This is a genomic window from Pseudoalteromonas rhizosphaerae (assembly GCF_902498845.1).
GTDB lineage: Bacteria > Pseudomonadota > Gammaproteobacteria > Enterobacterales > Alteromonadaceae > Pseudoalteromonas > Pseudoalteromonas rhizosphaerae.
Map to the genome: position 1 here is coordinate 215,859 of NZ_CABVLM010000007.1, position 13,963 is coordinate 229,821.

Annotated in this window: 10 protein-coding genes; 3 read left to right on the forward strand and 7 right to left on the reverse strand. The window is 40.7% G+C overall.

All coding sequences use genetic code 11. The annotated features are described in order from the left end of the window. Window positions 1–66: 66 nt before the first annotated feature. The 6 genes from PSR9079_RS12855 to PSR9079_RS12880 all read right to left on the reverse strand — a co-directional run bounded on the left by PSR9079_RS12855 (window position 67) and on the right by PSR9079_RS12880 (window position 10,203). On the reverse strand, window positions 67–1,662 hold the full coding sequence (locus tag PSR9079_RS12855; protein ID WP_149981956.1) for a lytic polysaccharide monooxygenase: 1,596 nt from the start codon (window positions 1,660–1,662) through the stop codon (window positions 67–69). 58 nt (window positions 1,663–1,720) lie between these two features. Continuing rightward, window positions 1,721–4,891, reverse strand: coding sequence for a glycosyl hydrolase family 18 protein (locus PSR9079_RS12860; RefSeq protein ID WP_149981957.1), 3,171 nt, complete (start codon window positions 4,889–4,891; stop codon window positions 1,721–1,723). A gap of 457 nt (window positions 4,892–5,348) precedes the next feature. Further along, window positions 5,349–5,549 carry an alternative ribosome rescue factor ArfA gene (arfA, locus tag PSR9079_RS12865; protein WP_149981958.1) on the reverse strand — a complete coding sequence of 67 codons (201 nt, stop codon included), beginning with the start codon at window positions 5,547–5,549 and terminating at the stop codon, window positions 5,349–5,351. Between the two features lie 109 nt (window positions 5,550–5,658). Then, on the reverse strand, window positions 5,659–8,196 hold the full coding sequence (locus PSR9079_RS12870) for a TonB-dependent receptor plug domain-containing protein (protein ID WP_149981959.1): 2,538 nt from the start codon (window positions 8,194–8,196) through the stop codon (window positions 5,659–5,661). A gap of 286 nt (window positions 8,197–8,482) precedes the next feature. Next, window positions 8,483–9,133 (reverse strand): hypothetical protein, encoded by a 651-nt coding sequence (locus tag PSR9079_RS12875; RefSeq protein WP_149981960.1) that lies wholly within the window; start codon window positions 9,131–9,133, stop codon window positions 8,483–8,485. Window positions 9,134–9,243: 110 nt separating this feature from the next. Further along, a complete protein-coding gene (locus PSR9079_RS12880) occupies window positions 9,244–10,203 on the reverse strand; it encodes a sensor histidine kinase (protein WP_149981961.1) in 960 nt (319 codons plus the stop codon). Between the two features lie 162 nt (window positions 10,204–10,365). Between PSR9079_RS12880 and nosR the strand changes: the two genes are divergently transcribed. Beyond that, window positions 10,366–11,652 carry a response regulator c-di-GMP phosphodiesterase, NosR family gene (nosR, locus tag PSR9079_RS12885; protein ID WP_149982010.1) on the forward strand — a complete coding sequence of 429 codons (1,287 nt, stop codon included), beginning with the start codon at window positions 10,366–10,368 and terminating at the stop codon, window positions 11,650–11,652. A 96-nt stretch (window positions 11,653–11,748) separates the two neighbouring features. Then, window positions 11,749–12,768, forward strand: a complete 1,020-nt coding sequence (gene hemH, locus PSR9079_RS12890; RefSeq protein ID WP_149981962.1) for a ferrochelatase — start codon at window positions 11,749–11,751, stop codon at window positions 12,766–12,768. Between the two features lies 1 nt (window position 12,769). Here hemH and arfB read toward each other — a convergent pair whose 3' ends face one another. Next, window positions 12,770–13,183, reverse strand: a complete 414-nt coding sequence (arfB, locus tag PSR9079_RS12895) for an alternative ribosome rescue aminoacyl-tRNA hydrolase ArfB (protein WP_145239847.1) — start codon at window positions 13,181–13,183, stop codon at window positions 12,770–12,772. Between the two features lie 133 nt (window positions 13,184–13,316). Here arfB and PSR9079_RS12900 point away from each other — a divergent pair, with 133 nt between their 5' ends. Next, window positions 13,317–13,877, forward strand: a complete 561-nt coding sequence (locus PSR9079_RS12900; protein ID WP_149981963.1) for a short-chain dehydrogenase — start codon at window positions 13,317–13,319, stop codon at window positions 13,875–13,877. Window positions 13,878–13,963: the final 86 nt, after the last annotated feature.

Sequence of the window (13,963 nt, forward strand, 5' to 3'; positions counted from 1 at the left end):
TTTCTCTCTTATCCATTATTAATTTAATTATTTAATAAGTTTGAACTACAAAACTTAGGCTTCTTATTAAAGTTTGGTCCATACATTGGCTTGTCCAGGTGTATCACCTTGAGTCCACCACTTAGCGCTATAGCGCTGTCCTTGATAGGTTACTTCAGCGCCACTTTGATAGGCTTTACTTGCATTCCAATCGTTATTCACATCCGATTGTGAATCGCTTTGCCATGCATTAGAGCTATCAGGTTGCTGACCCTGACTCCACCATTTCGCGGTATAAACAACTCCTTGAAAACTGGCTTTGTCACCGGCTTGATATACAGCGCTACTACTCCAAGCTACAACATCAGGATCAGTGATAACGCTGTCATTTACAGTGACTTTAAAACTAGTTTGAGTACTTAATTGACCATCTGAAACCGACACTGACACGGTATAATCTGTGCTTGTTGATACCTCTGGCGCACTAATCACCACGTTTGCGTCACCACCGGTAAAGCTCAGTGGTGCTGGCACTAACCAGCTGTAGCTCAATTGCGTTTGTTCATCATCAAAAGCATGAAGGTGTAAGGCTGTGCTGGTGTTTTCATCGACAACTAAATCATCTGGCGTATGTACAATTGGCGCAGTATTAGTGGGAGCGCTTTGCACGCTTAAGCTATAAGTGTAATTTTCATTACTGCTATACACTTGATTAGTCAGTACATCAGTACTGTTATAAACCACCTCACCGGCTTGATTTTGCACGCCAATTTGTACTAAATGGGCATAATCTAAGTTCAGTTGTTGTGCCAGTGCTTGCTGCCAACTCGCTTGATTCGCAGTGGTCACTTTTAATTGCTGATTGATAACCTCTTGGCCATTTTCATCAAATAAACGTGCCCAAACAGTGTCACCCGCAATGGCATTTTGTCCTTGACGAACAAAGTAACCAACACTTGACCAAACACTCGGATCCGTCGGCCCTGCGTCTGTCACAATATTGATATCGCTACAGTTATAGAAACCTTCCCCCACCACATCAATACGTTGCCAACGGCTATATAAAATAGCATCGCCGCTGCGCCCTTGTGGAATAGCAACATTCATTTCGTAATAACGCTTGCCATCGGTATCTTTGATAACGTCAATATTTTCATGTTGTTGAACTAGCTCTAAGTCAGCCCACGTCAATACATCTGTTGCTGCATTAAAGCTTGGTTTAGTTAAATAAAACTGCCAAAAACTGGGATTATGCGGCGTTGCTGCTAAGTAACGAATTTGAATTTCACCATTGGCATTAGGCACCACATCACTGCGTTGCCAATGCGGCGAAGGTAAATCCATACCACGCTTTGCGTTGTCACCACCGGCACATAACGACCCATTTGGTACCTTAGCCTCTACCGCAGCTTGATTTAAGTAGTCCGGTGTATTAACTGAAAACTCAATATCTTGTACAAATTGCACAGTACCCGACTCTAAAAATGCGGCACGACAAGCAAGGTTTGGAATATTAGTGCCATCTTCTGGCCACCAATACCCACCATCGGCTTGGCAAAAAGCTTGCCGCGCTTTTGGGCTATCCATATAACCATGGGCGTTCACTTGCGCTGGCATAATTGTTAGTAATACGCTGCTTGCCACTGCCGAGAGTGATAAAGTTTTAAATTTAATAGCTTTCATTGTTTTGTCCTTGAAAAGCTGAAATTTTGGGACAAGCAAACTTGCCCCTATTATTTACTTACAGACTACAACTTTTAGTCCAGTCAGCTGTTGCTCCTGGTTCAGAACTTGTCCACCACTTCGCTTTATAAACGGCACTGTTATGAACCATTAAGTCACCGCCTGCGGCATGGCTTGGATTGCCTGCCCAGTCTTTTTGAGGGAAGTTTGGATATACAGGGATTGAGCTCACAGCCACACCTTCACACATACCAGATGTATCGCCACCACCATTACCAGGATCCGTGGTGTCGCCGCCACCGGTAGTCCCATCAGGCAATTGTGGGTATTCAAATTTGAACGCGTAAACTTTGCCATCTTTTTCTATAGTAAAGTTACTAGGACCGGTAATTGGCATGTAATACATAACTTGCGCATTGACTGTTTTGCCACCACTGAAGTCTTTCGGTTGACCGCCCCATTCATTGTTCAGAGTGATTGAAAAACGGTGGAATTCATTTTCATACCCACCAATGTTGTTACCTGCGGCATTTGAGCCATTTACTTCAACTGCCATGCCCAATTTTTCTTGTGCGTTCCAGTTAGATTTAAAAATAGCCGATGTTGATACAGGTACATCAAACGAAATTTTCGCACCGCTTAGATCAATATTGGAGTTATTAGTGAACGCAAATGTTGGGCTAATTGGGTAGTTATCATCACCAATTGGGAAGTCTTTTGCTGCAAACGTTACATCGACCGCTTCAGTTGGTACAACAAAGTTTGGATTACCTGGATGAGTGTCGTACGCCACACCACTTTGGTTAAACTTGTCATAAGCCAAAGTTGTTAAGGTAGAACCCATGAAGTATTCACCTTTTGCTGAGTCAAAATCATAATCACCAGCAAGTTCCCAGAACATGATACCGCCAAGGCCATTGTTAATTACGTAATCAACTTTAGCTGCCATAGACTGCTCATCTTCAATAGATAGGAATACTTTTTTCTCTGAGTTCCATAACCAAGGTGCAACAGCAACGCTGTCATAGTGACGTGTATAAGTACCCGTTAATTGATCATCAACATCAGTCTCTGGTGTTAAGCCATACACACCTAAGTACGAACCAACAATGCCGTTCTCAAGATTTTTAACATGCCACAACGGGTTAGAACCTGCTGGCATTTCTTGGCCTGCATCGTTCTTATCATGCCAAAGATTATCAATGCCTAATGCGCCATTACCACACTTGTTCTTTTCACCAACGCCGGTACCTGTTGCGCAATCAGCTTGATTAGGTAGTGCAGATTGCCCCCACAGCCCATTAGTACCCCCGCTGACATCTTTAAAACCTCGGGTGTAGTAAGGAATACCAATATTGATACGCCCTGCCGATACTGCGCCACGAAAATAACGTACCGCCCAATCAGTATTTAAATAACCAATCCCTTCAAACTCAGCTGTTGTGTAAACCCCCCATTGCGCTAGTTCAGAATCAACACCGGTATCAAACAAGGCCGCATTGTGGCCAACATGCGAGTTCCATGCACCGTGAAGGTCATAAGACATGATGTTAACGTAATCGAGGTATTTAACCGCTTGGAATGTTTCCATACCACGTAGTAAATAACCTGAAGAAGGCGATGCAATTGTTAGTAAATAATGTTTACCCGCTTTTTCACCAGCACGGTCTAGCTCTTCGCGCAGCTTTTTCATTAGTACTTGGTAAGATGCATTTAAACCTGCACGACGTGCATTTGAAATTGGGAAATCATCAGGATGACCTGAATCTTTCATTGATGATGGGTATTCATAATCAATATCAACACCATCAAAACCATATTTTTCAATGAACTCGACTGAGCTTTTTGCAAAGGCATCAATGCCCGCTTGATTAACTGAACCATCTGCATTGGTCGTCATGGTATAAAAACCACCACTTTCAACGCGGCCCGTTTCATCAAAGAAACCACCCGTTTCAGCCCAACCACCTACAGATACTAATGTTTTAACGTGTGGGTGTTGTTTTTTGAATTTGTTTAAAAGATTGAAGTGACCTTTATACGAGAAGCTTGGGTCCATTTCGGCACCTACCACTCCTGGCCATTCCATATTTGTAGCTGGATTACCTGCAGCATTTGGATCGCCAATCGATACTTTATTATTGGCATCAACATGGGCAAACGCATAGTTGATATGAGTTATTTTATCCCATGGAATATCATTTACTAAATAGCTCGGTTGGCCATTTGCGCCATTGCGCCAACTGGTAAAGTAACCAATTACACGACGCGGATGATCAACACCCATTATCTCACGACCATCTGCATCATACACAGTACAATACGGCGTATTTACACCTGGTGTTTGATATAACCCCTGCGGATGACAATCAGTTCCAGTCACTGGTCCGGTATTTTCTTCAACAACAGTAAGCAGCTTTGTTACTTGGGCTGTTGCGCCTTCGTTATCAGTTACCGTTAACGTAAAGGTTGCCTGACCAAGCGCTGTTGCTTGCCAAGCATAACTGCTTGATGCCGTACTTGCTTGGTGCACATCAGCACCATTAACCGCAAAGTTAAGTGCCGTTACTTGACCATCACTGTCAGTACCAGCAAGCGCAAACACCACTTGTGAGCCAACCGTTAATTCTGTTGGTAAACTGCTGAAACTAATTGTTGCCACCGGTGCTTGATTAACCGGCTCCACGATCTCAGTAACACTGATCGTATTGATCACCTGCGTAGATTGCGCGCCATCGTCATCGGTTGCCACAGCACTCACTTGATGTGTCCCGACAACTGCAGGCCAATTAGTACTAAACGGTGCGCTACTATCAGTTGCGATTAATGCACCATCAACAAAAAACTCAACTTTTGTCACAGAGCCATCGTCATCGGTTGCTTGCGCAGTAATGACAACGCTATCTTTATCAGCAAATTGAGAATTGTTTGCGGGGGTTAATACTGTAATATTTGGCGCCTGATTTTCTGTGACAGCGCTGTCACACAAACCCAAAAGTTTCCAATCTTGCCAGTCACCAGCATTTTCAACTGGATTTGACTGTGTCCACCATTTTGCCTCATACGCATTATCTTGTGCGTGTACTTGGCTGCCACCGCTGTGAGTTTGACCCGTTTGCCATTGTGTTAATACACTACAGTCAACTGCTGCATGCGCACTTAAGCCTACAAAACTAAGCGATATCGCACTTAGCTTAAAAGCATTTTTTATTGTCATTTGTGAGCTCATAGCTCCTCCGCCCAGGGTTAAATATAACATTAAATTTACAACTCAGTTTAAAAACTACCACAGTTAACTCATACGTCAACTTAATTTGGATATATGATGTATATAAAACAGCCACTTTATTAATAAAAAAAGACCACAAAATATATTTTTATCGTTATTTAGAACTAAATTAGAGCCATCCCGTTTAAAGAAAAGGTAATTTCGCATACAGAATATGAATGCAAGGTTAATTTATGGTTAAGTTTTATTTGCGAGTATCTTCGCGGGCTCTAGCAAGTTTTACGAAAACGTAAATGAGAGTGGGAATAGATATAAACAATAAGGTGGTAGACTATATAACCAAAAAACCTCGCTTAGAAAAAAATTATCTAAGCGAGGTTTTTAAAAAAATGTCGGAGCTTGCTATTTTTTGTAAAAAATAGCATTTAAATAAAAGCCCTATTTGATCACAACGTCATTAAGCGGCGATTAAATAGGACTCTTGTCCTGCGTGTTTTTTGTTGCGTTTGTAAGCGCCTTTGCCTTTTTTAGCAGCTACAATTTGTGGTTTAAAAATTTTCGATGTCACTAATGCCGCTAATGCATTATCGCGAATAACACCCCGACCTGTATCTACTGATGTTGTAGATTTAGTCACTTTAGAACGACGTTTACTCATTTATTTTTCCTCTTTAAAAGTTTTGCGATTGTATGCTTGATATAAAAAAATACAAGTATTTTAAATCAAAAAGCCCGCTTATTTGCGGGCTTAATAAACAACTATAAATTTAGAAACTAAAACTTACTTTTGCGTAATAACTTCTGCCATCAAAGCCATAAGGCAATGCACGTACAGGGTATTTAAATGCGCCATTGGTGATAAAGTTTAGTACTTCGTCATCGCCTAGTTCATCTGGCGTTTCATCAAATACGTTATCGGCACCAACCGAAAGCACAAACATATCGTTAATTTGGTAACTCACGTTTAAATCAACTAACACTGCAGATTCAACCGTACTTGTTGGTTTAAACGAACCTGTTGGCGAAAGCTCACCCGGTAATGGTATATGATCGTTACCAAAATATTTTACATCGGTTTCGCCAAAGTAATTAAAACGAATTGTTGAAGTGTATGCATCACGTTCGTAGTCAAAGGTAAGTGTTGCTCGTTCACTAGGCTGTCCGTCGGTAAAAAAGCTGCGTTGTAAATCATCAAATGCAACCGATTCTGGAATGCCGTCCGCTGCGTTTACACCATCAATTTTAGTATCGTTTAAGTTACCCGCAAAAGTAACACCAAAGTTACCGCCTTCTACATCTGTACGATATGATGCAATTATATCAACGCCTTGAGTGGTTGAATCAACTGAGTTTGAAAAGTAGTTAGCTTGTACAGCGCCGGTTGCTTGTAAAGCAGCAACAGCCTCAGAGCTAAACGATACATCGTCAGCCGTTAATAAACTGCCAAGTGTAATACGGTCTTCAATTTCTACGCGGTAAAAATCAACCGTTAACGAAAGTTCGCTTGTTACATCGTAAACAAAACCAGCACTGTAGTTTGTCGATGTCTCAAGCTTTAAGCTATCTACACCTAGTGCACTTGGGAAAGCAGTGCCCGTATTTGCAGTAAATGATTGCGTTAACGTGCCGTCGGATCCTAAGTTAGTAGTAAATGCTGTATAGCCACTTTGCTGCAGCGAAGGGGCCCTAAAGCCAGTAGATACCGCACCACGTACTGCAAAGTCATCGTTAAATTCATAACGCGTTGCTAACTTACCAATTAAGTCATCTCCAGCATCAGAGAAATCTTCATAGCGAAGTGCACCACTGACGTTCCATGCATCAGTAAGCATAGTTTCAACATCTACGTAAAATGCGTAGCTGTTACGGTCGCTCTGATTTGCAGCTTCTGGACGCAAACCGTTATAAGCTTGAAAGCCACATTGTGCAAATTGCTCAGGGTCGTTCACTGATGGATACGATGTATCCATGTTTGCTAAACCACATGCGTACGATGCTTCATCACCAGGCACTATCTGGTAATTTTCTTTACGATACTCTGCACCAATTGTTACATAGAGCGGTTCGCCGCGACCAATGTCCACAATGCCATTTACGTCAAGGTTAACTGTTGTTTGATCGAACCTAAAACCACCTGAGTAACCACCACTTGGGCCTGCATTTGCTGCTATCTCAGCATCACTTGCCGTTGGATTATTAAATAAATACTCCGCCGCGTAAGAAGCGTTTAATGTATTGCGTGATGTAAAGTCATATTGGTTTTCACCATAAACTGCCGATACATCGTAATTCCAATCTGGATTAATATCACCTTTAAAACCTAGCGCAATAGAAATATCCTGTGCTTCGTTATAAATGCGCGGTAAAAAACCATCACTGTATACTTGAGTAACATTTTTAGATGCTTCGTTAAAGTTACGGTAAAAGCCGTTACCCAGTGCAGTGCGCTCAGAGTAACCACCAAACGAGTAAAGCTCACCGTCGCCCATTGGCAATGCCATATTATAAAATAACGAGGTAAATTCACTTTCCGAATTACCTTGGCCCCAACGAACGTTGTCAGATAACGTACCTGGCTCTACATCAAGCGAACCACCGGTATCGCGCTCTGCACGGTTAGTACCATCGGCATCACGATACTCAAGAGATAAATTAATAAAACCGCCTTCAGTGCCCAAATCAAAACCGCGATTTAAACCCGCTGAAATAGTCTCGCCATCACCTTCAGCTGTTTCACTATATTGTACATAACCAGTTGTTATACCTGTTGAGTTATTCAGTGATAAGTTAATGACCCCAGCAATAGCATCAGAGCCATACTGCGCTGCTGCACCATCACGTAATACTTCAACCCCTTTAAGTGCCGTAAGTGGAATAGCATTCATATCGGTACCCGCAGCACCTGCACCAACTGTTCCATTAAGGCCAAAAATAGATTGATTATGACGGCGCTTACCGTTTACTAAAACCAGCGTTTGGTCTGGCTGTAAGCCGCGTAATGTTGCTGGGCGGAATAAATCAGAGCCGTCTGATACTTGAGTACGCGAAAAATTAAACGATGGCGCTGTAGCTTGTAAGCTTTGGCCAAGCTCGGTAAAGCCACCTTTGTTTAAATCATCAGCGTCAATTAAATCAATGGGTGACGAAGATTCAGTTGCTGTGCGGTTAGAAACCCGTGAACCTAAAACGGAAATTTGTTCTATATTTTTTTCTGCTTGAACTGTTGCTTCTTCAGCAATAACTGAAGAGGTGCTAAATGCAAGTCCTACGGCGATAGCCAATGTATTTAAACGAAGTGTTGTCATGTGTGTTGTTCGACCCTGTTGACTCTTCACCTGTTTACTCGATTGCAGTAGTAAACAGGTAAATTAATAAAAGTTATAATTAGTGTGATCAAGCGTCATTTACAAAATTACGCCTTGGCAAACATCCTAGCAACATACACATATAAAAAGAAACATATTTAACTGCGACAATGGTCGATATATGCAAAAATTAGCTAAACTTTCTCCTATTTCATGTTTTTGATTGAATTTCAAACAAAAAAAAGCATGATTATTCAAATCATGCTGGTTGTTAAAACTATGTTTTCTAGCCTTCTTCTTCCCACAAAGCCAGTTTCTCGTCTTCTAGCATCAATGCCATGGATGCAATGCCAGTAAGACTTTCATCTAATCCGGTATACAGTAGCGCAAAGCCTTCACTAAGTACCGCAGGTTCTGGATGCTCTTTGAGCGAATCTGGCCACATCGCAAAAGTGGCTAGTAAATTAAGCGTCGCTTCAAAGTTATCAATAAATAACTGTCCATCCGCCTGATTCTCAACGACCTGTTTATCGGCACTGAGTAAAAAGTTAAAGTCATGCTGCCATACTTCTTGATTCACCATATAAGCAGCTAAATAGCCTACACACCATTGTTGTAGTTGCTCACTCGGCGCTTTAGCATCTTTACCATGAGGATAAATACTTGCCAGTATATGCTGCTGCGCCACCTGAGCTTCGGTTACATTATCCAGCAGCGTGATCATTGCGTCATGCTCCGCTGAGCTTGTCATTAATCGGGTATAAATAGGGTCATTTTTATCAGCAATATAATTGGCAATTTCTGACTCGCCATAAAATTCCGAGCACGCCAATAACCCACTGATGAAACCAATCACGCTGTCAGAACTCACCACTTTTAGTTCAGGGTGCTGACTTAGATAATCCCTAAGAACCAATTCACTTTTTTCATTAAGCATTATTCACCCTCAAGTTGTTATAAAATTCATATCTACACTAACCAACAATTGGCTAATTTAAAAGCAAATTATTTCTTAACCTAACTCTGGTTAAATGGTTTTTGCCTGAGTTAAGGTCGCTCACTCAACACTGGAAATATACATCGCACACATGTACCTATATTTACAGTGCTCTCAATTTCAATTTTTCCCTGATGATCATTAACCATAGTGTACACTAATGGCATGCCCATACCGGTCCCCCTGCCAACTGGTTTAGTAGTAAAAAATGGATCAAAAACTTTTGCAAGCACTTGCTCACTCATGCCACAACCATTGTCATTAACACTAATAATTATTTGCTGGTCGTCGCTATCAACTTGCACGTGAATATGTGCTTGTCTATCAATTAATGCTTCGCAACTATGTGAAGCATTAATAAGTATGTTAACCATTATTTGATTGATGGTTGCCAAATCACAATAACTCAGCGGCAATGTCGTTATTGATGTGGTTAACTGACAACCTTTTAATTGGTTTTTAAGCAATTTAAGCGCATTTTTCACAGCATCTGTCATATCAGCCAATTGTTTCTTGTTAGTTGTTGGTCGCGCAAAATTAAGCAAATTACTCACGATTTGATTAATGCGCCTTAAGCCTTCTGCACTATCGGCCACTAGTTGATGAATATCTTGCTGCAGTTCAGCAAATGATTGCTGCTCACTAAGTGATGCTAACTGTTGTTGAAAATTTGTTTCACTAATCCTCTTGGCTAAATATTGCTGGTTTAAATCAAGTAACTCACAAAAGCCATGCATGCTCTGTTGCAAACTTTCTACATTACTCATTGCATAAGCTAAGGGATTATTAATTTCATGGGCAACCCCGGCACATAAGGTACCTAAAGTAGCCATTTTTTCTGCTTGAATAAATAACTGCTGTTGATACTCAAGATCAGCTACTTTTTTTATTAACTCTTCATTTAGTGCATATAAAACGCGACTTTTATCTTCAATCAGCTGCTCAGCCTTTAAACGCGCGATACGTTCACGAAAATAAGCTTGCTTGTAGTCTTCATCTATCGCATCCATCTTAATTAACCAGCAATTAAAAACGATTATCTTGTCATTAAAATTAGCACAATTGATGCCAATGACACGGTTTAATTAGAAAAACCATAGCAGACAGGCTATGGTTAATAATATTGTTTATCCATAGGTACAATCGTGAGTCAATCAGCAGACCTACCAACCATGCAAGTATTATGCGTTGACGATGATGAGATTGTACTACGTTCTTTATCGCGGCTGTTCAAAACGCAGCAACTTACGGTACTTACCAGTGATTCACCTATAGATGCACTAAAATTAATCAAACAGTATGAATTTGATGTAATTATTAGCGATATGCGGATGCCAAAAATGAATGGCGCTGAATTTTTTCAACAAGCGCAAAAATTAGCACCTGATACTCAGCGTATTTTACTTACTGGTTATGCAGATATCGAAATCACCTTAGCAGCTGTTAATCAAGGCAAGATCCATGGCTATATCCAAAAACCATGGCAAAATGACTTATTACTACGTTCCATCACCGACAGTATTGAAAAATATCAACTTAAAAAACAAAACCTGAAACTCCAACAACAAATTAATCGCCATAATGAAGTCCTCAAAGAACTTAATAGCTCTCTTGAACAGCGCGTTGAAAAAAGAACCAAACAAATAAAACAAGTACTTAAAAAACTCGAAATTGCCAACGCCCATGAAAAACACGAACATAGTTCAACAGTTGAGTTGCTCTATAACTTCATTAATGCCAATCCATATTTAGATGGCACCAAAGCGCAGAACATTGCCAATACCTGTACGCAAATAGCAAAACAGTTGCAGCTACCACCAAAAAATATAGAAATGGCGGCAATGGCTGGTTACTTAGCTCAGATAGGGCTGTTAGCAATGGATCCCGCACTTTATGAAAAACCCGTGCATGCGCTTAATGAACAGCAACGCAAAAGTTATTATACGCATCCAAGTACAGCACAATTGATGTTAATGCCTGCGACTCATCTGCATGAAGTATCTGACGCCATTTATCACCAGTACGAACGCTATAACGGAAATGGCCTACCTAAAGGATTAAAAGGTAATGATATTCCTCTTAGTGCAATGATACTCGCGCTTGCACGTGACTATTGGGATGCATTTGAACAAAGTAATTTAAAAGATGAAGAAAAGCACCAACATGCACTCGAAACAGTAAAAATGTACAGCGGTAACTTTTACCATCCTAAATTAGTGCAAGCTTTGGAGGCTTGCCGAGTTAAATGCATTAAGCAGCAAGCAAAAGTAGGCTCGATGAAAATAATAACGGCCAAAGAGCTAGCTATCAATATGGTACTTAGCCATGCACTGCATAGTCACACGGGTATTATGTTGCTACCAAAGGGGCATATATTTAGTGCTAAATCCATTGAAAAGTTACAGCAACTAGAAGCTAAAAAACCGACTCCATTTAGGATCATGATCAAATCATTGTAAATCAGTGATCCTATTAACCCTTTCATTCGTTACAATAGGCTATTAATATTAATAGCCTATATTCCATAACCGTCTATTTTGCTTTAGGAGCATTGCGTGTCGCGATTTTCAGCCGTTACCGATAACCCTCATGATCAGCGTTTTAATCAAAAAACAGGGATTTTACTGACCAACTTAGGCAGCCCCGATGCCCCAACAGCAAGTGCATTGCGCATTTACTTACGTGAGTTTTTGTCAGATCCTCGTATCGTAGAAATACCGCGTATTGTGTGGATGATCATCCTGCATGGCATCATTTTGCGTATTCGCCCAAAACGCTCAGCTAAACTATATAAAAGTATTTGGACTGAAAATGGCTCGCCACTGACCCATATTACACGCCAGCAAAGCCTTAAATTAAATGCCTTATTAAAACAGCATGGCTATACCAATACCGAAGTGGTTATGGCGATGCGCTACGGTAATCCATCAATCGAAGCCGGCCTTGAAGAGCTTAGAGATAAAGGCTTAACCCGCATTATTGTGTTGCCACTTTACCCACAATATTCAAGCCCAACCACAGGCTCAACATTTGATGCCGTGGCGAATGTATTAAAAAAATGGCGCTGGGTGCCAGAGCTTCACTTTATAAATGGGTATCACAAAAACCCAACCTACCTAGAGTCACTCGCTAACAGCATTAGCGAAGATTTAGAAAAACACGGTATGCCACAAAAATTAGTGTTTTCGTACCACGGTATGCCTAAACAGTTTTTAGATAATGGCGACCCATATCATTGCTTATGTTTACAAACCACTCGCTTAGTGGTCGAAAAGCTCGGACTCGATAAAGATTTAGTTATCAGCACCTTTCAGAGCCGTTTTGGTAAAGCCGAGTGGTTAAAACCTTACACAGATGCAACCCTTGAGAGCTTACCAAACGAAGGGATTAAAGACGTGGCTATTATCAGCCCTGCATTTAGCGCTGATTGCCTTGAAACACTTGAAGAATTAGAAGGTGAAAACCGAGAGATTTTTGAACAAGCTGGCGGTGAAAAATACCGTTATATAGCTGCGCTTAATGATAGAGACGATCATATTAACGCGTTATTTGAGGTGCTTAAACCAAACTTATAAATTAAACTTTAACACTGCCGCGCAGCGCTTTGGTATTACCATGTTTGGTTTTCTTATCCATGCGTCTGCGCTGTGAATTACGTGTTGGCTTTGTAGCACGACGAGCACGTTCGACCTTAGTGGCTGATAAAATAAGCTGTTTTAGTCGCTTTAACGCATCTTCCCTGTTTAGCTCTTGAGTTCGATGACTTTGCGCTTTGAGAACAATCACACCTTCTTTAGTGATACGACTATCATTGAACGCCAACAACCGCTCTTTATAAAACTCTGGTAACTTTGAGCGATTAATATCAAAGCGAAGGTGGATCGCACTGGCCACTTTATTAACATTTTGACCACCCGCTCCTTGTGAACGAATAGCTGACAGCTCGACTTCCCATTCATCGATTGTTACGGTATTTGAAATAATTAACATGTGGTTCAGCTACATCAGGCAAAAATGTAGTATATCATCTGATGTTAACAGACTAAAACCCTCTTTAATTTATAGCGGTTATCTAATTAATAGTCTTTAATGCAACTAACAATTGAATAAAAAGGTGCTCAACATGAAAAAAATAATTTTATCTCTTAGTTTGTTAGCAATGAGTTTTTCAAGCCTTGCGGCAGATATCACAGAAAAAGATTTACAAGGTTATATGAAAGCATTACCCGCGGTTGTTGATTGGTCACAAAATCAAGATTCATTAAAAAGCATGGATTTGGGTAGTATGTTAGGTGGCTCTGAAGGGGGCTCGACGGCAATGGCATTAGGCGCCCTTGGTACAATCAAAGATAATGATTTATACAAAGAGTTTGCAGCCCTTACCAATAAATATGGTTTCACGCCTGAACAACTAATTACTGTGGGTTCTGAAGTCTCGATGGCTTATCTTGAAAACATCAAAGGTAATTTATCGCCAGAAAACAAAGATAGAGTAAATCAGTTAATGGGCGGTTTGCAAAGTATGGGCGGCTCGAAAAATAACAGCGCTAGTTCAATGATGGGCACACTTGGTAACTCAGCTAATGCTGCTAATACAGATGCGCCGGTTGTTAGCGAAAGTAATTTAAAACTAATTAAAGAATATATGCCGCAACTACAAAAACTGTTTGCCAGAGTGCAATAGGTTTTTATAAAAAAGCGACCTTTGGGTCGCTTTTTTATTGGTTGTAACTCCTCCAGCTGAAACTTATACTGGCTGCAATCATTAGC

Excerpts from the sequence above, each read along its gene's own strand:
- PSR9079_RS12855 (WP_149981956.1), bottom strand. The coding sequence starts at position 1,662 with ATGAAAGCTATTAAATTTAAAACTTTATCACTCTCGGCAGTGGCAAGC.
- PSR9079_RS12860 (WP_149981957.1), bottom strand. The coding sequence starts at position 4,891 with ATGAGCTCACAAATGACAATAAAAAATGCTTTTAAGCTAAGTGCGATA.
- arfA (WP_149981958.1), bottom strand. The coding sequence starts at position 5,549 with ATGAGTAAACGTCGTTCTAAAGTGACTAAATCTACAACATCAGTAGAT.
- PSR9079_RS12870 (WP_149981959.1), bottom strand. The coding sequence starts at position 8,196 with ATGACAACACTTCGTTTAAATACATTGGCTATCGCCGTAGGACTTGCA.
- PSR9079_RS12875 (WP_149981960.1), bottom strand. The coding sequence starts at position 9,133 with ATGCTTAATGAAAAAAGTGAATTGGTTCTTAGGGATTATCTAAGTCAG.
- PSR9079_RS12880 (WP_149981961.1), bottom strand. The coding sequence starts at position 10,203 with ATGGATGCGATAGATGAAGACTACAAGCAAGCTTATTTTCGTGAACGT.
- nosR (WP_149982010.1), top strand. The coding sequence starts at position 10,366 with ATGCAAGTATTATGCGTTGACGATGATGAGATTGTACTACGTTCTTTA.
- arfB (WP_145239847.1), bottom strand. The coding sequence starts at position 13,183 with ATGTTAATTATTTCAAATACCGTAACAATCGATGAATGGGAAGTCGAG.
- PSR9079_RS12900 (WP_149981963.1), top strand. The coding sequence starts at position 13,317 with ATGAAAAAAATAATTTTATCTCTTAGTTTGTTAGCAATGAGTTTTTCA.